We start from the raw sequence: 20,837 nt of genomic DNA on the forward strand, positions 1-20,837 counted from the left end.
AAATGAATTTAGATTTTGCGTTTTCATTTTTGTTGGTTGTGCTGACATTTTATTTAGGAATTTTTCTTTATCTTAATTTTTACAGAAGTAATATCCTTATTAACAAGATAAAGTTTATGTTTCCTGATTGGCATGAATCCGAAGATGAAGGTTACGATTATTTTTATAGTCTTGGTGTGACTTGTCAATTTCAGTTGAAAAAAGAGAGTGCTGATGTCTCATTACTTAGCTTTGGCCATGCCATCGTAATTTATAATTATTATTATTTATCATACAGAGAGGCAATTAATAGCGATTTATCATCAGTTTATGCTAATAAAAATAGCTTATTAGCCTCTAAATTGAGAACCAGTGGAGTAATCTTTAAGAGCTTTGAGATTGAAGATTGGCGGGTTAGCAAAAGATTGAAGGATATTTCAGAATGCATTCTTTTAAATAGTGGCTATGTTACATATTTCATAAAATTGAGTCCATTCTATGGTTCTGATGAAATTGATGAGTTATTTAAAATAGTATCTCGATGAGGTGGCATGAAATATCAAATTGAGAACTGCGTTGCTCTAACAAAACAGGGCATATCCCCCCTAAGTCACCATCTTCAGCTACTTTGCCTTGCATAAGGTACAGGATGATATACCTGCCAGGCCAATATCATGAGCTATAAGACACCCAGCTACGGTTTATTCAAAACCAATGTGACGCCGCTGTACTGGTTTGGTATTCCGCGTAACGTGAAGATGGACGGCCTGGTAATGGACGTTGATCACATCACGCATCTGCTGGCGCATAAAAATAACGACACCCAGCAATGGCTTAATTACAACCGCGCTTCCGGTGCACGTCTGAGTGCGATGGAGCATCTCGTTCCCGAGCAGATGTTCAGCACCGAAGACAGCCCGGCAAACGGTATCAGTGCGGTCAAAGCCTTACAGCTGGCAGCGGCCGAAGGCCAGAAAATCTGGACCATCACACGAACTAACCTCGACATCGCATTAAATGGTCTGCAGTTGCCGGCATCTGTTGAAACGGATATCCGCAATTCGGTATACGCCGGTAAGGAAGTGACTGCCCATGAAAAGCCAGTCAGCTTCTTTGGTAAATCGTCCGTTGATTATACGGTAATCGATCCGGAAACCGGTGCCGGTGCTTATCTGATTGGTGGCGGGGAGAATGGGGGGGATATTCTCACTGCTGTTTCCGGAATATTAGGCTGGCTTTCAGGTATAACGTCCGCAGGAGACAACGGTAAACCTATATTCTACGGCGGATATAAAAGTCTGTACAAAGCTGCTCAAGCAGCAAAATTCTTAGGGATTGCCGCCTTACTGGCAGAAGCATTTCTGACGCTGACGGATTCATCCCTGTCATGGAGTAATAAGTTAGGCCGACTATCTGGAGCAATGTTTGCTTTCGCATCAACAACATTAGTGATTGGTGCGGCATTCGCCTTTGCCGGTCCGGTCTTTGCCGCAATTATAGGTGTTGTCTTTGCTATCTTTATGTCGGTACTGCTATCTGCCTTTTATTCCCGATATCTGAGTCAGAACACTCAGCAGGTTTCACTCTTATACAAGATTAATTGCATAATGATTTACACACTTCTATTCTGCATTCTGATTGCTGTTAGCTTAATATCGCTATGTTTAATCGTGATACAAATATGGACCATTTTCTGGAAAATGGTCCCTATTGAAATTACCCAGGCAGAGGTTCATGAGGTACAGATTCAGAACAGAAAACGATACAAGCCAAGTATCCGCTACACGTATCTGCTCGATGGAAAGCAATACGAATCTGTTCGTTGGAGCTTACTCGGTAGCCGTCTGTTCAGTGATCTAAATACCGCGGAAAAAGCTCTTAATCCACTCAATGCCTGGGTGTGTCCGTCAGCCCCATCAATTTCTTTCGTCTATAGTGAAAAACGACTACTCCCGAGCCTGATCATCAGTTTGGTGATATCTTCAGCTATTATCGTAATCATGGCTAATCTGTGAACGGTCAAATAGGACATCTACGCGAAGACATTCGCGTAGAAAACTGGTTTGGTTAATGTACAGCGTAAAATGAACTCTAAGTGCTCAGCTTCAATTATAATTGTCATCATCGCACTCTTTACAGAGTCGGATTTTCTATAGACCTTGATTCGAATAACAGACTTCTATGTAAACAATGCAGCTCAGACATGGAGCGATTTTTTTCTTTCTGATCTTTATTGGTTTTTGCACTTCCACAATTTAGAGAGTCTCGATAAAACTGTGACTAAAAAATCTGAAGATCTTAATGATAGCTTTGGCATTTCTCTTTCTGCCATCGTACTGCTTGGTTATTTTGTTAACCAACTGTGCGAAGGTAAGATTTACACACATTCAGTTTCAGGATATGTAATTACACCAGAGAATGACACGTTCTTTTGGGTTTCTGCCAGCATATTCGTAATACTACTCAGCATTTTGATTTATATTTTCATTAAAAAGAAAATTTAAAGCACATCTGATTTTTATCACTTTAATCCAGACTTTATAAAATCCTGAAAAACTACCGGATTATTCACGATAAACAAATTGAATTAACCCTTCGTATAGTAAACTGAATCACCAGTTCACCATCGACTATAAGGTTGCAGACTGCCTGGTCATGAAAATCCAGTCAGTTTTTTTGGTAAATTCTTTATCGGTTACACAGTGCTTGATCCGGAAACCGGGGCCGGTGCTTATCTGATTGGTGGCGGGGAGAATGGGGAAGACTACTCTCTGATCTTTCGGCAGGAATTGGACATTTAGCGATCCTTACATCTGTATCCTCTTTCTTCTGGCCTTTGATTGTAACTCCACCATTTGCATTAGCCATTGCAATTTTTTCTGGCATAATAGCCTAGCCAGTCTAAGTGTTAATTGTTCGACGAATCCAAGAGCAATTGTTCCATAATTAGTCTTAATCGCAATGATCGGTGCTGCTATCGTGTTTGCATGCTATGCAATAATATTTGCTACATTCGCCAGCTTGGCAGCCATGGTTTCAACTGCTGCGCTTGTTGCGTTTTCTCTTGATATTTTCGCTTATATTCTCTCCACATTTCTGGTTTGTTAAATGCTGTACTACTGGGTATTTCTTATTCTATTTATCGCTGTCTCTTCTGCTCTTCTTGCACTAAAGAAGAGCAGGAGTCTACTGTGGGAAGACTTAAATCAGACTGTACCAATCTGTAAATTTCCACAGATGGAATACTCTAGAATCAAATTCAGATATGACATAAAAGACATGGTCTTACAGAATGATGGCGTATATAAAATTGCAGCGGTAAAGATGTTTCGAGTTGGTCGATTGACACCTCGCAGAGTTGACCCTGCGATAATGTTTTTCTTAGATAAGAAAGAATTAAAAGTATCCGAAATCGACTCAATTACAAACAGAATAAAATCCTATACTAACTCCTTTTTTAATAGACTTTTTGGCATAGCTGAGTTTCATGAATATAGTGATGATGGCGGTGTGCTTTTGGTCATCATTGGTCTTATACCAAGAAAGGAGCATCTGCAAAAATTTGGCATTTGGAGGTAGTCATCACGCAACTCTATACTTTCCACAGAATTATTTTTCATAAGCATTTTAGGCGATATACATCACAATAATGACAGGTTTAATATCAGCAGAATCACCAGCAACCCGGTCATATAGAAAACAGGGATGGTGCTATCTGGAAGAGCAAATCAATGGCTGCAAATGGCCATTGATTAATCATCTGCTGGCGCCTGTTGTTGCCATGATCACGCCGCTGATTTTTATCGGTGGCGCTGAATATATCCGTCCAGAGATTGTGCAGATGTCATTGGTAACAAGTGCTGTTTTTCTGCCATCCGGCCAGCTGCGCTGGTTCTGGCAGCAGCGCTTCAGGGATCTGAAAATTTTTCCGGATTCAGGCCAGGTAACGTATATTTTATCAGCAGTAGCCGGTGGAATTCCAAATCGTATTGGAACAGCAGTAAGAGCGATATTGTTATATTTAATCTGTCTGTCAGGATTGCTATGAGAACAAAAATTATTATGACCATGTTTTTTTATGGTATTTTTTTGATAATGCTAGCGACACAAAATTGGATAATTCAAACTCTGGGCTGGAAGAGTTTTTTTATCTTACTGGTGCTATGGACCTCATCTTTAATATGGATACGAAGCAGTGGAAAAATATTCTAAACTCCCTTTGAATAATTGATCTGATTCTATAGCTTCTGGGGAAGCATCCGACATAGTAGGTGTAATTCCAACCTGACAATCACGTTCACTGTACACTCAAGTGGTATCTGTCTTGTCTGCAGAAACTCAAGCAGACAGGACATTAGCTGTGTGGATCTTTGTTTAAAATAGTGTTAATTTTTTGCAAGCTACTTTTATTGGAAGCTTGAATCTACATGGATGACAATGGCATTGACTAAGAAACCTGAGGATCTTAATGATAGCTTTGGCATTTCTCTTGCTGCCATCGTACTGCTTGGTTATTTTGTTTACCAACTATGCGAAGGTAAGATTTACACACATTCAGTTTCAGGATATGTAATTACACCAGAGAATGACACGTTCTTTTGGGTTTCTGCCAGCATACTCGTAATACTACTCAGCATTTTGATTTATATTTTCATTAAAAAGAAAATTTAAGGCACATCTGATTCTCATCACTTTAACCCAGACTTTATAAAATCTGAAAAATTACCGAATTATCCACGACAAACAAATTGGATTAATCCTTTGTATAGTAAACTGAATCACCAGTTCACTATCGACTATAAGGTTGCAGAATAAATCGATTAACGGCGAATAGCATGAGTGCTTAACCTGCTGGCGCGAGCCCTGAAAATTTAGAAAATACCCAGCAATGGCTTACAACTGTACTTCTGGTACAGGCATGAGTACGATGGAGCATCTTGTTCCTGAACACAAAACAGCAGGAGCAGCTTTGCACAGCAATGTCGCCCGAAGGGTGGTATATATGGATATATCGAATGAAATGTTAAGCACCAAAGGCAGTCTATCGAACGGCATCAATATGGTTAAAGATTTATTGCTTTCAGTTGCAGAAGGTCAGAAAACCTGGACTATTACACAGGCCAACCTGTATTTTTTATTAAGTAACCTGACACAGTCAGAACAGGATCATTGGATATGTGGCTAAGTTCATTGTGTCAGAGTCTTTCATTCGAAAATACATGGTCTTTGGCGGCCCTGGGTGTGCTGTTTATTCTTATATATTGGTGGTTCATTCAACGAAAGAAGAACCACCACTTGTTATGGTTTTATGGGTATGGGGTAGTTTTAAGCTTTTTTTACCAATTATTCGTATTTCCATATAAAACCCAGTATTGGCCAACGTTAACCTCGGAAGAGGTTATTTTAATGGCCATTATCCCCGGGTTTATATACATAGCGTTTCTTTCATTTAAGCCTTCGAAAGGTGATGAGGGGAGCGTTATATACAATCTAATCGAGGGAAGTATGGTGTTTGCCCTGATATTAGTGCTTGGCTGGCTGTTCAGTCCTTCGTGTTTTTCACACTGATGGAGTTGTGTCGCAGACGGACGCCCTTGACCAATAGATAATGTCAAAAGCAACTGAGTAATCTGCTTTAATTGTGGTTGTCATCATGGAATTCTTTACAGATTCATATTTCCTATGGACCTTGATTCGCAGAATGGGCTTCCATGTAAACAGTGCGGTTCAGACATGGCAGATAACGATAAATTTGGAGGTTATTTTTTCCTCTGGATCGTTCTTGGTATTTGCCTACCTATCATTTTTGATAACATCGTTTGTAGCATTTCACTTTCAGTGATCAGTATGGTTTTATTCACTTATTTGTTAGTCTCTATAAAAAAGAAACGTCGTTTTGATCAGATTTCTCCTCTGGCTTATACTGACCACTCTGATTTACTGGCTGAATATCAGCAGCATCACCAGTAACTCGGTCATTCAGAAAACAGGGATGGTGGCAGGCAGTACTCTGCTTGCCATTCTGCCGCTGATGTCGGTTAAGTGGTGGTGCTATCTGGAAGAGCAAACCAATGGCCGCAGGTGGCCATTGATTAATCATCTGCTGGCACCTGTTATTGCCATTATCACGCCGCTGATTTTTATCGGTGGCGCTGAATATATCCGCCCAGAGATTGTGCTGCTGTCATTGGCAACCGGTGCTGTTTTTCTGCCATCCGGCCAGCTGCGCTGGTTCTGGCAGCAGCGCTTCGGCGATCTGAAAAGCTTTCCGGATTCAGGCCAGGTAAGCCGGAGTCAGCTCAGCCGGATCCGCAATCTGGCACTGGGCTGGATATTTATGCCGTTACCTTTGTATTTTGTTGCTTCGTTGCTGTGGCAGCGCTGATCGTCACGCCATAAGCGAAATTCAGACCCCAGGGTTTTATGCGCAAAAAGAACATTCTGGTATTGGAAATCCTGCTCTGGCTGTTTATTGGTCTGTTGATTGTTATTGCCAGTCAAAATTCCTGACCATTGAACAGAGGCCAATAACCAACAGCTTTATCTTTTATAAACGGAGACACCAATGCCAACATCTGCCGATACTGCATGGCTGCCTTATTTCATCGGCATCGCTTTAGTTGCTGCGATTGGTATGCTGATCAGCGGTCTGAAGAATAAGCGTATTTTTGCTTTTGGCCGTTGGTATAAAGCCGGGGAAAACAAGTCTCAGTATGTACAGGTCGTAATCGGCTATCTGCTGCTGATCGCGCTGTTTATTTTTCTGTTGTTACAGCTTTTGTTGCGGCTGTTGTAACAGAGTTAGTAGCTTTATTGCGGCTGTTACTTCAGCCGCATATAACCGCCTGGCACCTGTGCCAGCCAGCCCTGCAATTCAAGGTCGAGGAGTTGCGGTAATAATTGCGAGATGGGTAAGGCGCTGCGCAGGGCAATTACATCGGTGCTGGTAGCACTGTAATCCACCTGAGTAACCAATACCGGCACCGCGGCAGATACCGGTTCGGTTAATTCCAGTTGAGTCTGAGCCTTTTCCGGCAACAGGTTCAGCTCCTGCAGAATATCCTGCGCATTCTGTACCAGGCAGGCACCTTCGCGGATCAGCTGATGGCAACCATGGCTGAGCGGATTGGTCACTGCACCGGGTAAGGCAAATACTTCGCGGCCCTGTTCTGCTGCCTGACGCGCGGTAATCAGCGAGCCACTTTTAATTGCTGCTTCCACCACCACAGTACCAAGACTCAGGCCGCTGATAATGCGGTTACGGGAAGGAAAGTGTTTGGCCTGGGGCTCTGTTCCCGGGGCAAATTCCGACAACAACAGCCCTTTTTGCATCACCATCTGCGCCAGTCCCAGATGGCGCTGCGGATAAATCACATCCGGACCGCTGCCGAGTACCGCAATGGTGCGTCCACAACTAAGCGCTCCCTGATGCACGGCGCCATCAATGCCAATCGCCATGCCACTGACGACCGTCAGACCAGCCGCCGCCAGCTGACTGGCTGTTTGCTGCGCCCATTCTGCGCCATAAGGGGTTGGGTTACGACTGCCGACCATGGCGATCATTGGCTGACTGAAACAGGCCAGATCACCATGGTAATAAAGAAAAGTGGGGGCATCGCGCAGGCTGGCAAGCGTTTCAGGATACGGAGCCACACCCGCCAGCAACACACCGCAACGGCTTTGATTGCGCCAGCGTTGCAACACATCAAAACCATCACTCAGGGAAGGATCATCCAGCCAGCGCGCAGCAGCATCGGCCTTCAGGCCAAAAGACTCCAGCTGCGCGACGGTGCAGGATAAGAGGTCGTGCGGACGGGAAAGGTTCTGGCGGATATCACCAAGAGAAACGCTGCCGACGCCCGGCAGTTTTGCCAGACGCCACCAGGCGAGTAACAGCTCGTCCCTGAGCATAATCAGTCCTTATTAGTTCGGGGATTCCACCTTGTCGCCGACACGCAGCGGCTTAGTCGCCCGCATAATCAGTGCATAGGACAGTTTTTCGAACGTACGGAACACCATCAGGCTGCCGGCACGTTCTTCCGGTAAGCGTACCCGTTCAGCGGCAACGCGGTCATACACCACAGCACCGGCTTTTTTGATCAGCAGTACAGAGCCGGGCACCAGGCCATCACGCTCGCCACGGTTAAGTACCACCACGTCATACTGACCCACCTGAGTCACGCCGCCGGATACCGCCAGAATCTGGCCAAGCACCGCACGCTCCGGAGATTTCGGGTAGAAGTTGGCAATAAGATCGCGGTCTTCGGTCGGCAGCAGCATGTCACCAACGGATACCTGCTGATTGGTACGCTCCAGTTCCAGCGTCACAATATCATCATCATGCGCCAGTACACGGCCCATACCGATATCCAGCGCTTCCAGCCCCAGCACTTCGCCGCTTTCCGGATCACGGTAAACCTGACCTTTGCGGAACACGCCGTAGGCACTGGAAACCTGAGGACCAAAATCACCACGGGCATACACTTTACCGCCAGCGCCCATCAGAATGCGGGCATCGGCGCCCGACAAAACACGTGGTGCTTTTTCCAGCACTTCCGGAGCCACTACACGGTGTTCACGCAGGAAACCACGAATGGCATCCTGTGGAATCGCAGGAATTGCAGACTCAATCGGTTCAACACGGGCGGTTGGCTGCATTTTTACCGTACCCGGAGATAACTTCACGGTACGGCTGCCTTCGCCACGCTTGGTGACGGTAACGCGGGTTTCACCATCAATGCTGATCAGGCCGATCTCGTCACCCGGAAAAATCAGATGAGGATCTTTAATCTGACCGTTCTGATACCAGATTTCCGGCCACTGCCAGGGGTCATTGGTAAAGCGTTCGGAGATATCCCAGAGGGTATCGCCCTTTTTAACCACATAGCGTTGTGGCGCATCGGATTTCAGATCCAGCGCCATGGCACCGGTTGAAAGACACATCAAACCAGCAACGAGAATGCGCTTGATGGTTTTGCTCATCCTGTATTCCCTTTATTATTAGCGGATCTGCGATCGCGCATTGAAAATCACTGTTCGGCAGCCATCTTAGCAAGTCACGACCACTTAGTTCTATAAAAGCACAGCAACTCTATGTCCATACTCGAAATTTTAGAATACCCGGATCCCCGTTTACGTACCAAAGCCGCACCTGTGGCTGAGGTGGACGACCGGGTGCGTGCCATCGTCGATGACATGTTCGAAACCATGTATCAGGCACCGGGCATTGGTCTGGCGGCCACTCAGGTCAATGTACACGAGCGCATCGTGACCATCGACGTGTCGGAAGATAAAAACGAGCCACTGGTATTTATCAATCCGGAAATCACCGTACTCGACGGCGAAATGGAAACCATGCAGGAAGGTTGCTTGTCGGTTCCCGGCTTCTACGAAGACGTTACCCGCATTGAGCACTGTCTGGTCAAAGCCCTCGACCGCGATGGCAAACCCTTTGAAATGGAATGCCGCGGCCTGCTGGCGGTCTGTATTCAGCACGAAGCTGACCACCTCGAAGGCAAACTGATGGTCGACTATATCTCGCCACTGAAGCGTAACCGCATCAAAGACAAACTCGAGAAGAAGCACAAACTCGAAGCCCGCAATCAGGGTAAGAAGTAATGGCCTTACGCGTCGTTTTTGCCGGTACGCCGGAGTTTGCTGCCATTCATCTGCAGGCGCTGATCAACAGCGAGCATGAGGTGATCGGTGTTTATACCCAACCCGACCGTCCCGCCGGACGCGGTAAGAAGCTGCAGCCGAGCCCCGTCAAACAGGTAGCGCTGGAGCACGGCCTAGAGGTCTTTCAGCCGCTGAACTTTAAGGATGACGCCGACGTTGAGCAGCTGAAAAGCCTGAATGCCGACGTTATGGTGGTGGTCGCCTATGGCCTGATCCTGCCGCAAAGCGTACTCGACGCGCCAAAGCACGGCTGTCTGAACGTACACGCCTCACTGCTGCCACGCTGGCGCGGTGCAGCGCCGATTCAGCGCTGCATTGAAGCCGGTGACAAAATGACCGGCATCACCATCATGCAGATGGATAAGGGTCTGGATACCGGCGACATGCTGAGCAAAGTCACCACCGGTATTCTGGCTGACGATACCGGCGGCACCCTGCATGACCGTCTGGCAGAGATGGGCCCGGCGGCGCTGCTGAATACCCTGGCACAGCTTGAAGCCGGAACCCTGAATCCGGAAAAGCAAAACGATGCACAGGCCAACTACGCCCATAAGCTGCTGAAAGAAGAAGCTCTCATCAACTGGCAACAACCGGCAGAAGAGATTGCGCTGCGCGTGCGCGCCTTTAACCCGTTCCCGATGGCTTACACCCTGCTTGGCGATGAGCGCATCCGCGTACTCATGGCCGAAGCCCTTGAACAACCGAGCCAGCTGCTGCCAGGCACTATCGCCAAAGTCAGCGCCGATGGTCTGGAAATCGCCTGTGGCGAAGGAGTATTACGTATCACTCAGGTACAGTTAGCCGGCAAAAAAGCCATGAACGTGGCCGATGTGATTAATGGTCAGCCACAGTTATTTCAGCCGCACCACATGCTGGCGTCGCAACCTTGAGCGCCGCGACCTCGCCCTGGGGTAAAGCCAAAGACACCACCCTGAGTGCCCGCCGTGCGGCGGCCATGGCACTCAGTGCCGTCCTCGCCGGACAATCCCTTAACCAATGCCTGCCACCGCTGGAACTGCGCGTCGACCTGGCTGACCGCGGCTTTCTGCGCGACCTGGCACTGGGCAGCTGCCGTCATTTTCAGCGCCTGAACGCACTGGCCAAGATGCTACTCAGCCGGCCTTTTGGTGAAGAAGATCAGGACTTATTTGCCCTGCTGATCATCGGTCTGTACCAGCTCGAGATTCAGAAGAAAGCGCCGCATGCCGCCGTGCACGCCACCGTCGAAGTCTGCGAAGAGCTGGGCAAGGGTTACGCCAAATCCGTTATTAATGCCTGCCTGCGCCGTTACGCACGCGAATACGAAAGCCTTACGCCACCACTGGACGAAAACCCGGTAACCGCCAGCAGCCACCCGAAATGGCTGGTCAAAATGCTGAGCAAAGCCTGGCCGGAACAGTTTCAGGACATTCTCGAACAGAATAACCAGCGCCCACCGCTGTGCCTGCGCGTGAACCAGCGCCACGGCAACCGTGAGCAATACCTCGAACGCCTGCAACAGGCCGGTATCGAAGCCCGCCCTGCCGAACACAGCGCCGTTGGTATTTATCTGGCCGAATCCTGTGATATCACCGCGCTGCCCGGTTTTGCCGATGGCGATTTCAGCGTGCAGGACGAAGCCGCGCAGCTGGCGGCAATGCTGCTGGCGCCGCAGGACGGCGAACGCATTCTCGATGCCTGTGCTGCTCCCGGTGGTAAAAGCTGCCATCTGCTGGAAAGCGCAGACGCCCGTGTCGTAGCGCTGGATATTGAAGAAAGCCGCCTGCCACGGGTGCATGAAAACCTCGCCCGGCTGCAGCTCAGCGCCGAGGTTGTGTGTGCCGATATGGCCACCCCGGACGCCTGGTGGGATGGTGAATTATTTGATGCCATTCTGCTCGACGCGCCCTGCTCGGCCACCGGTGTGATTCGTCGCCATCCGGATATCAAGCTGCTGCGCCGCCGCGAAGATATCGGGCAACTGGCACAGGTTCAGGCGCAATTGCTGGATACCGCCTGGTCTCTGCTGAAGCCGGGCGGCCGTTTGCTGTACGCCACCTGTTCGGTCTTACCGCAGGAAAACAGCGAACAAATCCGCCGCTTTGTTGATGCCAACAGTGATGCACAGTTGCAGACACTGGACTTTTGCTGGGGAAGCGCCTGTAATGCCGGGCGTCAGCTGCTGCCACAACGCGACGGCCACGACGGTTTTTACTACGCCCTGCTGCACAAAACGCAGTAAGCGCGACGGGGGACACGCCAACCGTGTGTCCGCAGGCTACTGAGAACCAATATTGAGAGCCTATGAAGATTATTATCCTGGGCGCCGGTCAGGTCGGCGGCACACTGGCTGAAAACCTGGCCAATGAGCAGAATGACATTACCGTGGTCGACACCGATGCCGACCGCCTGCGCGAGCTGCAGGACCGTATCGATATCAAAACGGTTCTTGGCCGCGGTTCATACCCCAGCATCCTGCGTGATGCCGGGGCCGATGATGCCGATATGCTGGTTGCGGTAACCAACTCTGACGAAACCAATATGGTGGCCTGTCAGGTAGCTTACACCCTGTTCCGTACGCCAACCAAGATCAGCCGTATCCGCTCCGGCCAGTATCTGAAGCAGGCTGAGCTGTTCCGCAACGATGCTTTCCCGATCGACGTTCTGATTTCCCCTGAGCAGGTGGTGACCAACTACATCAGCCGCCTGCTGCAGTATCCCGGCGCGTTACAGGTGCTGGATTTTGCCGATCAGCGCGTACAGCTGGTTGCGGTGCGCGCCTATTACGGCGGCCCTCTGGTCGGTCAGGCGATTCACCATCTGAAAGATCACCTGCCCAATATTGATGCCCGCGTGGCGGCGGTATTCCGCCGCAACAAAGCCATCGAACCCACCGGTGATACCATTATTGAGGCCGACGACGAAGTGTTCTTCGTTGCTGCCAAAGAGCATATCCGCAAGGTAATGAGTGAACTGCGCCGCGAAGAAGATTCTTACAAGCGGGTGATGATCGTTGGCGGCGGTAACATTGGTTACCGTCTGGCGAAAGCGCTGGAGCGTGATTACCGCATAAAACTGATTGAACACGGCGAACAACGCGCTCAGTTCCTCAGTGAAAATCTGAGCAAAACCGTGGTGCTGCTGGGCAGTGCCACCGACAAAGCACTGCTGGAAGAAGAAAACATCGAAAACACCGATGTATTCTGTGCCCTGACCAACGATGACGAGGTGAACATCATGTCGTCGCTGCTGGCCAAGCGTCTTGGTGCACGTAAGGTCATGACGCTGATTAACAAAGCGGCGTATGTCGATCTGGTGCAGGGCGGTATGATCGACGTGGCGCTGTCTCCGCAACAGGCCACCATCGGCAGCCTGCTGACCCACGTGCGTCGTGGTGACGTAGTGAATGTTCACTCTCTGCGCCGTGGCGCAGCAGAGGCCATCGAAGCCATTGCCCATGGCGACAGCAACTCATCAAAAGTGGTGGGGCGCAAAATCCGCGAAATCAAACTGCCACCAGGTACCACCATCGGTGCCATTGTGCGTGGTGAAGATGTGATTATGGCCAGTTCTGATGTGGTGGTGGAATCCAACGATCACGTCATTCTGTTCGTGATGAAAAAACGCCATATTCCGGACGTCGAGCGCCTGTTCCAGGTCGGTCTCGGTTTCTTCTGAGCGGAGCTGTCCATGCACTTTGCGGTTATTGCGCGCATTCTTGGTATCTTTCTCATGCTGTTCAGCATGACCATGCTGCCACCGATTCTGGTGTCGATGTGGTTTAACGATGGCGCCACCGAAGCCTTTGTTATTGCTCTGGTACTGACCTTTGGCCTGGGTTTTGTGTCCTGGTTACCGGTAAAAAATGCCCATAACGAGCTGCGTACCCGCGACGGCTTCCTGATTGCCGCACTGTTCTGGCTGACCCTCGGTCTCGCCGGCACACTGCCCTTTATGATTGCCGAGCATCCCGGCCTGAGTTTTGCCGATGCTTTCTTTGAGTCGTTGTCGGGCTGGACCACCACCGGCGCAACGGTAATGACCGGCCTTGAGTACCTGCCGAAATCAATCCTCTGGTATCGCCAGCAGCTGCAATGGCTGGGCGGCATGGGGATTATCGTTCTGGCAGTCGCCATTCTGCCGATGCTGGGCATTGGTGGTATGCAGCTTTACCGCGCGGAAATGCCGGGCCCACTGAAAGACTCCAAACTCACGCCACGTATCGCGGAAACCGCCAAAGCCCTGTGGTATGTGTACGCCTTCTTAACCATCAGCTGCGCCCTGGCTTACTGGTTTGCCGGCATGAGCGGCTTTGATGCGGTCACCCACAGCTTCGCGACCGTGGGTATTGGTGGTTTCTCAACCTATGATGCCTCCATCGGCCACTTTAACAGCGCTCTGATTGAAGGCATCTGCGTCTTTTTTATGCTGATTGCCGCGATGAATTATTCGCTGCATTTCTTCGCCTGGCGTAACCGTACACTGAGCCACTATCTGCAGGATTCAGAAATACGCTTCTTTCTGCTGGTCATGGCCGGCGGTATTCTGCTGACCATTTCCGCACTGTGGCTGACCGATACTTATCCTCTGCCGGAAGCCATCCGTTTCGGTGTCTTTGAACTGGTGTCCATCGCCACCACCGCAGGCTTCGGCACCGCCGACTTTGCCGGCTGGCCGGTCTTCCTGCCGGTGTTGCTGTTTATGATGGCCTTTATCGGCGGCTGTACCGGTTCGACCGGTGGTGGTATGAAGGTTATCCGTGTGTTGCTGATCTACAAACAGGGTGTGCGTGAGATCCGTCGCCTGATTCATCCCAATGCCGTAATGCCGGTTAAGCTCGGCCGCCGCGCCGTACCCGATCGCATTCTGGATGCCGTATGGGGATTTTTTGCCGTCTATATCGTGACCTTTATGGTGATGATGCTGGCGCTGATGGCCACCGGGCTGGATCAGGTTACCGCGTTTTCTGCTGTTGGTTCCTGCCTCAATAACCTCGGTCCGGGTCTGGGTGATGTTGCCGCCCATTACGGTAATATTTCCGACACCGCCAAATGGCTGCTGGCACTGACCATGCTGCTTGGCCGTCTGGAAATTTTCACTCTGCTGGTGCTGTTAAGCCCTAACTTCTGGCGCAGCTGAACATGAATGATTCCCGGCCTTTTGCTGATAACGGACAACTGAACGAACTGCGTCAGCAGATGCTCAGCTTCGCCCGGCTGCAACTCAGTGACGAACAACAAGCCGAAGATGTGGTGCAGGAAGCACTGGCCGGAGCACTGAAAAATGCCGCGGCCTTTAACCGCGCTGCCAGTCTTAAGACCTGGATGTTTGCCATTCTGAAGAACAAAATTGCAGACGCCCTGCGCGGCCGTTACCGCCAACCGCAGATGACAGATATCGATGACTGTAAGGATTGCAGTCTGGCCGACGACCAATTGTTTAATGAGCGTGGTCACTGGCACAAAGACGATCGCCCGCAACGCTGGGACGCCCCGGAGCAATTGGTACACGACGAACATTTCTGGCGCGTGTTTGACCGTTGCCTGGATGCCTTACCGGCAGAACAGGCACGGGTATTTATGATGCGGGAATTTATCGAACTGGACAGCCAGGAAATCTGTGCGGCTCTGGAACTGACAACCAGTAACCTGCATGTACTGCTGTACCGCGCGCGGCTGCGGCTGCGCGAATGTCTGGAAGATCACTGGTTCGGGGCGGGAGAAAACACATGATGAATTGTCAGCAGGCCACACGCCTGATGTCTGAAGCTCAGGAGCGCCCGCTCAGTCTTAAAGAGCAGGCCGAACTGAAAGTTCACACCCTTATCTGCTCTGGCTGCCGCCGTTTTGGTGAACAGATGCATCTGCTGCGACGATTCACCAAAGCATCCCGTCCACAGGATAAAGACGACAGCAATCAATAGCGCCTGTACGGTTCAGACCAGAGCCCGCCACATAATTCAGACACCTTATGGGATATTCGCAATCCGGTAGCGCGTCGGCCCGCCTTCAGGAAAGCGGTTAAAACGTTTATAGGTCCACTGGTACTGCGCCGGACAGTGCGAAACACACTCTTCAATGCTGCGGTTCATTGACGTAGCCGACACACGTACATCGTCAGCGTACAGATCGTCATCGGCACGGATGAAATAAATATCAAAACCTTCGGCATTGGGCAGGCGCTTGGCAAAACCGTAAATGGCTATGGCACCGGTTTTTTTCAGCATGTCATGCGGTAATTTCGGCGTCAGGGTTTCTATGCCCATAAAAGGCGCGAACACGCCGCTTTTCTTTTGTGGCTCCTGATCCGGCAGAAAGCCGATCATTCCACCGTCATTGAGCACATCAAATAACCCTTTTACACCGGCCCGGGTGGTCGGCACCAGCTTACAACCCACCGCTTCACGGCGGGCAACCATCCAGTTATTGAATACCGGTATTTTGGCCGGACGATACATGATGGTGATCGGGCATTTAGTGGAGATGTAGTTGTTGATGATTTCCCAGTTGCCCAGATGCGGCGCCAGCAGAATCAGGCCACGGGGATCAGCGATCGCTTCATCAAGCACATCTTCGCCAATAACATTGCGGATCAGACCCGCCGCCCGCTCGGGAGCGTAGCCCCACATCGGCCCCATTTCAGCGAGAATCATGCCGTTTTCTGCCAGCGTTTCAGCCAGCAGATTTTCGCGCTCTGCTTCGCTCAGGTGTGGATAACAGAGGGACAGGTTGAGACGGGCCACTTCACGGGCGCGGGTGCGGCGTTGCAATAACAGCCAGCCCAGACCACGACCAACTTTTTGTGCCAGAGAGAGAGAAGTAAGGGACAGCAGCTTAATCAGCCCTATCGCCAGATAACCAATGATCGATTTCACAATACGACTCCTGTGCGGGAGTCGCAGTGTACCGGTTACCACATATCATGCAACAGACCGGCACAGGATCAGAACTGTTCTTAAATATTAATAATATGGCTTGCTGAGGCCCGGCCACCACCGCGGAATCAGGGCACCCCGGCTTTGGCGTAAGGGCTCAGCGCATGTTCGGGCCGATGTTTAAAGCGCTTGTATTCCCACTGATACTGCTCAGGGCACAGCGCGATACAGCGCTCAATTGCAAGGTTCATGGCCGCTGCCGAGACTTCGGGATCATCCGCGTAAATATCTGAAGGGGGCTCAGAAATATGGATATCAAAGCCTTGCGCATCGGGCAGACGGACGACGCATACCATCAGGGCAATCGCGCCGGTTTTTCTCAGTAGCTCCCCGGGTAATTTGGGCGTCAGTGCTGGCACTGACATAAAAGGCACAAACACGCCGCTGCGGCGTTTGGGTTCCTGATCGGGTAAAAAGCCCACAACCCCACCAGACTGTAATACCTCAAAAAGTTTTCTAACTCCGGCACCGGTAGTCGGAACCAGATTGCAGCCCAGCATCTCCCGCCGCTTCACCATCCAGTCATTAAATACCTGATTCTTCAGCGGCCGGTACATAAAGGTTACCGGGCTCTGGCCCGAGATGAAGTTGTTCGTCAGCTCCCAATTTCCCTGGTGCGGAATCAGCAGCAACACACCCCGTTCATCCGCAAGCGCCCTGTCCAGCAGCTCACCACAGTGAACCTTGTTCAGCAGTTTCAGGCCCTCCTGCTGACTGTAACCCCAGAAAGGCCCCATCTCTGCCGCTGTCATACCGCTGTGCAGCAAAGCGTCACGCAACAGCCGATCACACTGCTCAGGTGCCATATCCGGATAACAAAGTCCGAGGTTTACCCGCGCCACCTCTCTGGCACGACTGCGGAAAGACCAGAGAAGCCAGCCTATGCCCCGCCCCAATTTTTGCGCCGTCTTTAACGGTGTCAGTCCTACTAACTTAATCAGTCCGATCAGTATGTAGCCTAAAAGAGATTTCAACATGCAACTCCTCTGCAGAGCCTGAAGTGTACCTGCAGCCTGTCTCATGCAACAGGCACAACTGAGACGACGCAGAGACAACAAACATAAGCCCGGCAACAGCATCCATCAGTTGCTCTGCTAGACTCAGAACACCACGTAGATGACCGCGAATATGATTAATCTTGAACTCGCCCTCAAAGAAAAACGCATCCTTGTCGTTGATGATCTGGTAGAAGCCCGCAGCGCACTGAAAAAGATGATCACCATCCTTGGTGCCACACAGATAGATACGGCTACCGATGGCCGCGAAGCCATGGACTTTATCATGGAGCGTGAATACGACATCGTGCTGTCCGATTACAACCTCGGCAAAGGCAAAGACGGCCAGCAGATTCTGGAAGAGGCGCGTTACTGCAACCGCCTGCGCGCCACCGCCCTGTTTATTCTGGTTACCGGGGAGAACGCCGTCGAAATGGTGATGGGGGCACTCGAATACGAACCCGATAACTACATCACCAAGCCCTTTACCCTGAACATGCTGCGTGAACGCCTGACCCGCATCCTGACCACCAAACTGGAATTAGCGGAAGTTGATAGCGCCATTGATCAGGGCGATACCGACCGCGCTATAGAACTGGCGGCAGCCGTACTGGAAAACAATCCGAAACTGATGATTCCGGTGACCCGTATCCTCGGCAAACTTTATATCCGCCAGAAGCGTTACAACGACGCCATCAAAATTTATTCAGAACTGCTGAACAAGCGCTCGGTATCCTGGGCCCGCCTTGGTCAGGCTATCTGTATGCACTTTCTCGGCGACTCACGCAGTGCACTGGCCCTGCTCAAGCAGACATTAATTGTTCATCCGATGTATGTGCAGTGTTACGACTGGACTGCCACCATTCTGCGCAGTCTGGGCGATGCCAAAGGCGCGCAGAAGCAACTGGAAAAAGCGGTGGAAATATCCCCCAAAGCCGTACTGCGGCAGATGGAGCTGGGACAACTGGCATACAATAATGGCGATTTCCCGGTCGCCGAAGCCGCCTTCGAACAGGCCATCAAACTTGGCCGCCATTCCTGCTACAAAAATTCCGGCAACTATCTGAAATTTGCCCGCACCGTGCACCACGAATTAAAAGCCGGCGAGCAGAGCCGCGAGCAACGCACTCGCGTCGAAAAAGCTTTTAAAGCCATTGATGAGCTGCGTCAGGACTACGCCGGTCAGGACAGCATAATGTTTGAAACCAGCATTGTTGAAGGCAAGACTCATACGTCCCTTAATGATGAAGATAAAGCCCGTGCATCGGCCCAGCGCGCTGAAGAAATTCTGCAGCGCATGAAAGACCCCAGCCACGAGCAGCAGCTGCAGATGACGGAAGCCTATATCGACACAGGACAACACGTAAAAGCCAAAAAATTAATGCGCACACTGGAAAAACAGGGACTGGCCGCCGCCGAACTGGCCCAGCTGCAATCGCTGGAAGAAAACCTGAATCAGATGGTCATCCGTGACCATACCGCCGCCCTGAATGCCCGTGGTGTGGGCCACTACGAAAAAGGTGAATTTGCCGACGCCATCACCGCCTTTGACGAGGCTGCCTCTTATGATGAGGCCGGTGTCAGCGTACTGCTGAATGCTATTCAGGCGAAAATCAGCCTGATCGAAAATACCCAGATCGACATCGGCCAGTTAAAAGATTGCTACCGCTACTTTCAACGTATTGGCAAAATTGGCAATAACGATGAACGTTATGAACGATACGAGCGTCTGAAGGGCACATTTATGCGCCTGAAGCGGGCCGCAGGTCTTTAGGACACGGGAAGTTTCCATGAAATTTGAACATCTGGTCGGCGCCGTAGTGCACGACCTGAAAAATCAGCTGCAGGCACTGCTCGACTACGAACAGGAAGCACTGGCACGCATTCCCAAACGTTATCACACACACCTTGAACCCATTTTGCAGCGCACCAACCGGCTGAAAAACGACACCATGCAAATGGTGACTCTGTTCCGCCTCGAACAGAAATCACACTTTCCGATGGACGATGCCTGGCCACGCGACACCGCCGCCGATGCCATCGAAGCCACCAGCCTGCAATACCCGGGTATACGTTTCTCCAACGACATCAGTGAAGACTGTCAGGGCTTCTACAACGAAACCCTGATTCATCTGGCGCTTATCACCTTAATCACCAACAGCGCTCAGGCCGGTGCTACGCAAATCCGTCTGACCGCCGATGACAGCAATGGCCTCACTGTCTGCGTTGAAGATAACGGCCACGGCTTCGACGAAGCCGTACTCGCCGGTGAAAAAGACACCACCAAAAACGAAGGCTCTGGTCTGGGCCTGTTCTTTGTTGAGCTGATTGCCGGCCACCATAAACAGGGCGAAGAGCGCGGCAGTGTGCACATCGCCAACCGTAAGGAAGGCGGGGCAGCAGTCAGCGTTCACTTACCCTGAGCGGCCTTCTGCCGGGGTACTGAGTTCATCGTAACCGGCGGTTTCCCAGGGCAGATGGCCAGGGGTGATGTGCAGGAAATTGAGATAATTCTCAAACTGATCAAGCAGATCACGGATAACCTCCTGCTGATCACAGCCATACAGGTCATAGCCCTGACTGCCGCGGCGCAGATACACCTCAGCACGGGCAAACTGCTCACCATCTGCCGGCGCTTTGTACGCCGGTAAAGGCTGTAGGGTGCGGCGAATATCGTAAATAAAGTCCACGTCCTCGCTCCCCTGCACCTGCAACCAGACTCTGGCCTGGGCGGCATCGTGCCCAACCTGAGCCTGCCAGCCGTGCTGTACCAGCTCTTTGCAAACCTGCTCCAGCGCAGGTACTGCGGTGGTGGCAATAAAGCCATCAACGCGTGTGGCATCCGGAAAATCCACCAGGCCCGCCAGACGCTGGCGCCACTGTCCCTGCTGCTGATGCGGGCGGGTCGACGCGGCTGAGTTCAGACTCGAAGTCCGGTGCCCTTCAATCACCAGCGCCCGCCACAACCCGGCAACCGCCACCAACATAATGGCCGCAAACGGCAGAGCACTGGCGATGGTCATGGTTTGCAACGCACTCAGGCCACCGGCCAACAACAGAACAGCCGCGATGGTGCCTTCCAGAAAAGCCCAGAAGATGCGCTGCCACAGCGGAGTTTCCAGCGCCCCGCCGGAGGCAAGGGAATCAACCACCAGTGAGCCGGAGTCCGATGAGGTAACAAAGAAGGTAATGATCAGGCACACCGTAAGCAGCGATAAAAACGACGACCAGGGCAGCTGATCGTAGAGCTGAAACAGCGCCACCGCATGATC

General features: G+C 50.9%; 21 protein-coding genes. 16 read left to right on the forward strand and 5 right to left on the reverse strand.

All coding sequences use genetic code 11. The annotated features are described in order from the left end of the window. Window positions 1-2 precede the first annotated feature (2 nt). The 7 genes from B3P58_RS09060 (at window position 3) to B3P58_RS09090 (ending at window position 6,775) form a co-directional block, all read left to right on the forward strand. On the forward strand, window positions 3-524 hold the full coding sequence (locus tag B3P58_RS09060; protein ID WP_286717086.1) for a hypothetical protein: 522 nt from the start codon (window positions 3-5) through the stop codon (window positions 522-524). Between the two features lie 129 nt (window positions 525-653). Beyond that, window positions 654-1,994: a DUF3592 domain-containing protein gene (locus B3P58_RS09065; protein WP_286717087.1), complete on the forward strand. Its 1,341-nt coding sequence runs from the start codon at window positions 654-656 to the stop codon at window positions 1,992-1,994. Window positions 1,995-3,087: 1,093 nt separating this feature from the next. After that, window positions 3,088-3,558: a hypothetical protein gene (locus B3P58_RS09070; RefSeq protein WP_286717089.1), complete on the forward strand. Its 471-nt coding sequence runs from the start codon at window positions 3,088-3,090 to the stop codon at window positions 3,556-3,558. A 70-nt stretch (window positions 3,559-3,628) separates the two neighbouring features. Next, window positions 3,629-4,027 (forward strand): hypothetical protein, encoded by a 399-nt coding sequence (locus tag B3P58_RS09075; protein WP_286717091.1) that lies wholly within the window; start codon window positions 3,629-3,631, stop codon window positions 4,025-4,027. Between the two features lie 870 nt (window positions 4,028-4,897). After that, a complete protein-coding gene (locus B3P58_RS09080; RefSeq protein WP_286717092.1) occupies window positions 4,898-5,164 on the forward strand; it encodes a hypothetical protein in 267 nt (88 codons plus the stop codon). A 711-nt stretch (window positions 5,165-5,875) separates the two neighbouring features. Next, on the forward strand, window positions 5,876-6,364 hold the full coding sequence (locus tag B3P58_RS09085; protein ID WP_286717093.1) for a hypothetical protein: 489 nt from the start codon (window positions 5,876-5,878) through the stop codon (window positions 6,362-6,364). Between the two features lie 180 nt (window positions 6,365-6,544). Continuing rightward, on the forward strand, window positions 6,545-6,775 hold the full coding sequence (locus tag B3P58_RS09090) for a hypothetical protein (RefSeq protein WP_286717094.1): 231 nt from the start codon (window positions 6,545-6,547) through the stop codon (window positions 6,773-6,775). 26 nt (window positions 6,776-6,801) lie between these two features. On the opposite strand, the gene dprA is transcribed toward B3P58_RS09090, so the two are convergent. Together dprA and B3P58_RS09100 are read right to left on the reverse strand one after the other, a co-directional pair. Next, window positions 6,802-7,890 carry a DNA-processing protein DprA gene (dprA, locus tag B3P58_RS09095; protein WP_286717096.1) on the reverse strand — a complete coding sequence of 363 codons (1,089 nt, stop codon included), beginning with the start codon at window positions 7,888-7,890 and terminating at the stop codon, window positions 6,802-6,804. A 12-nt stretch (window positions 7,891-7,902) separates the two neighbouring features. Next, window positions 7,903-8,961, reverse strand: coding sequence for a LysM peptidoglycan-binding domain-containing protein (locus B3P58_RS09100; protein ID WP_145467285.1), 1,059 nt, complete (start codon window positions 8,959-8,961; stop codon window positions 7,903-7,905). A gap of 111 nt (window positions 8,962-9,072) precedes the next feature. Between B3P58_RS09100 and def the strand changes: the two genes are divergently transcribed. From def to B3P58_RS09135, 7 genes are all read left to right on the forward strand, one after another. After that, window positions 9,073-9,597 (forward strand): peptide deformylase, encoded by a 525-nt coding sequence (def, locus tag B3P58_RS09105; RefSeq protein WP_225691297.1) that lies wholly within the window; start codon window positions 9,073-9,075, stop codon window positions 9,595-9,597. Beyond that, window positions 9,597-10,547 (forward strand): methionyl-tRNA formyltransferase, encoded by a 951-nt coding sequence (fmt, locus tag B3P58_RS09110; RefSeq protein WP_286717099.1) that lies wholly within the window; start codon window positions 9,597-9,599, stop codon window positions 10,545-10,547. Before def ends, fmt begins: the two co-directional genes overlap by 1 nt. Continuing rightward, window positions 10,544-11,878: a 16S rRNA (cytosine(967)-C(5))-methyltransferase RsmB gene (gene rsmB, locus B3P58_RS09115; protein WP_286717101.1), complete on the forward strand. Its 1,335-nt coding sequence runs from the start codon at window positions 10,544-10,546 to the stop codon at window positions 11,876-11,878. Before fmt ends, rsmB begins: the two co-directional genes overlap by 4 nt. A gap of 62 nt (window positions 11,879-11,940) precedes the next feature. Beyond that, complete coding sequence (gene trkA, locus B3P58_RS09120) at window positions 11,941-13,314, forward strand: Trk system potassium transporter TrkA (protein ID WP_145467291.1); 1,374 nt, start codon at window positions 11,941-11,943, stop codon at window positions 13,312-13,314. A 12-nt stretch (window positions 13,315-13,326) separates the two neighbouring features. Next, window positions 13,327-14,775, forward strand: a complete 1,449-nt coding sequence (locus B3P58_RS09125) for a TrkH family potassium uptake protein (RefSeq protein WP_145467293.1) — start codon at window positions 13,327-13,329, stop codon at window positions 14,773-14,775. A 2-nt stretch (window positions 14,776-14,777) separates the two neighbouring features. Continuing rightward, complete coding sequence (locus tag B3P58_RS09130) at window positions 14,778-15,368, forward strand: sigma-70 family RNA polymerase sigma factor (protein ID WP_230331730.1); 591 nt, start codon at window positions 14,778-14,780, stop codon at window positions 15,366-15,368. Continuing rightward, a complete protein-coding gene (locus B3P58_RS09135) occupies window positions 15,365-15,559 on the forward strand; it encodes a zf-HC2 domain-containing protein (RefSeq protein ID WP_186435814.1) in 195 nt (64 codons plus the stop codon). The genes B3P58_RS09130 and B3P58_RS09135 overlap by 4 nt, the downstream gene beginning before the upstream one ends. A 45-nt stretch (window positions 15,560-15,604) precedes the next feature. Here the strand turns inward: B3P58_RS09135 and B3P58_RS09140 are convergent, their stop codons facing one another. After that, window positions 15,605-16,510 carry a lysophospholipid acyltransferase family protein gene (locus B3P58_RS09140; protein ID WP_286717103.1) on the reverse strand — a complete coding sequence of 302 codons (906 nt, stop codon included), beginning with the start codon at window positions 16,508-16,510 and terminating at the stop codon, window positions 15,605-15,607. A 128-nt stretch (window positions 16,511-16,638) separates the two neighbouring features. Beyond that, window positions 16,639-17,547, reverse strand: coding sequence for a lysophospholipid acyltransferase family protein (locus B3P58_RS09145; protein WP_286717104.1), 909 nt, complete (start codon window positions 17,545-17,547; stop codon window positions 16,639-16,641). Window positions 17,548-17,698: 151 nt separating this feature from the next. Here B3P58_RS09145 and B3P58_RS09150 point away from each other — a divergent pair, with 151 nt between their 5' ends. Together B3P58_RS09150 and B3P58_RS09155 are read left to right on the forward strand one after the other, a co-directional pair. Beyond that, window positions 17,699-19,339 (forward strand): tetratricopeptide repeat-containing response regulator, encoded by a 1,641-nt coding sequence (locus B3P58_RS09150; RefSeq protein ID WP_225691291.1) that lies wholly within the window; start codon window positions 17,699-17,701, stop codon window positions 19,337-19,339. Window positions 19,340-19,355: 16 nt separating this feature from the next. Further along, window positions 19,356-19,988: a sensor histidine kinase gene (locus B3P58_RS09155; RefSeq protein ID WP_286717106.1), complete on the forward strand. Its 633-nt coding sequence runs from the start codon at window positions 19,356-19,358 to the stop codon at window positions 19,986-19,988. Here B3P58_RS09155 and B3P58_RS09160 read toward each other — a convergent pair. Next, window positions 19,980-20,837, reverse strand: an 858-nt coding sequence (locus tag B3P58_RS09160) for a BCCT family transporter (RefSeq protein WP_286717108.1), incomplete at its 5' end; no start/stop codon positions are given. The two genes, B3P58_RS09155 and B3P58_RS09160, sit on opposite strands and share 9 nt — an antisense overlap.

Source organism: Thalassolituus sp. UBA2009 (genome assembly GCF_002335285.1).
GTDB lineage: Bacteria > Pseudomonadota > Gammaproteobacteria > Pseudomonadales > Oceanobacteraceae > Venatoribacter > Venatoribacter alkanivorans.

Coding starts and splice junctions, on each gene's coding strand:
- B3P58_RS09060 (WP_286717086.1), top strand. CDS start 3: ATGAATTTAGATTTTGCGTTTTCATTTTTGTTGGTTGTGCTGACATTT.
- B3P58_RS09065 (WP_286717087.1), top strand. CDS start 654: ATGAGCTATAAGACACCCAGCTACGGTTTATTCAAAACCAATGTGACG.
- B3P58_RS09070 (WP_286717089.1), top strand. CDS start 3,088: ATGCTGTACTACTGGGTATTTCTTATTCTATTTATCGCTGTCTCTTCT.
- B3P58_RS09075 (WP_286717091.1), top strand. CDS start 3,629: ATGACAGGTTTAATATCAGCAGAATCACCAGCAACCCGGTCATATAGA.
- B3P58_RS09080 (WP_286717092.1), top strand. CDS start 4,898: ATGAGTACGATGGAGCATCTTGTTCCTGAACACAAAACAGCAGGAGCA.
- B3P58_RS09090 (WP_286717094.1), top strand. CDS start 6,545: ATGCCAACATCTGCCGATACTGCATGGCTGCCTTATTTCATCGGCATC.
- dprA (WP_286717096.1), bottom strand. CDS start 7,890: ATGCTCAGGGACGAGCTGTTACTCGCCTGGTGGCGTCTGGCAAAACTG.
- B3P58_RS09100 (WP_145467285.1), bottom strand. CDS start 8,961: ATGAGCAAAACCATCAAGCGCATTCTCGTTGCTGGTTTGATGTGTCTT.
- def (WP_225691297.1), top strand. CDS start 9,073: ATGTCCATACTCGAAATTTTAGAATACCCGGATCCCCGTTTACGTACC.
- fmt (WP_286717099.1), top strand. CDS start 9,597: ATGGCCTTACGCGTCGTTTTTGCCGGTACGCCGGAGTTTGCTGCCATT.
- trkA (WP_145467291.1), top strand. CDS start 11,941: ATGAAGATTATTATCCTGGGCGCCGGTCAGGTCGGCGGCACACTGGCT.
- B3P58_RS09125 (WP_145467293.1), top strand. CDS start 13,327: ATGCACTTTGCGGTTATTGCGCGCATTCTTGGTATCTTTCTCATGCTG.
- B3P58_RS09130 (WP_230331730.1), top strand. CDS start 14,778: ATGAATGATTCCCGGCCTTTTGCTGATAACGGACAACTGAACGAACTG.
- B3P58_RS09135 (WP_186435814.1), top strand. CDS start 15,365: ATGATGAATTGTCAGCAGGCCACACGCCTGATGTCTGAAGCTCAGGAG.
- B3P58_RS09145 (WP_286717104.1), bottom strand. CDS start 17,547: ATGTTGAAATCTCTTTTAGGCTACATACTGATCGGACTGATTAAGTTA.
- B3P58_RS09150 (WP_225691291.1), top strand. CDS start 17,699: ATGATTAATCTTGAACTCGCCCTCAAAGAAAAACGCATCCTTGTCGTT.
- B3P58_RS09155 (WP_286717106.1), top strand. CDS start 19,356: ATGAAATTTGAACATCTGGTCGGCGCCGTAGTGCACGACCTGAAAAAT.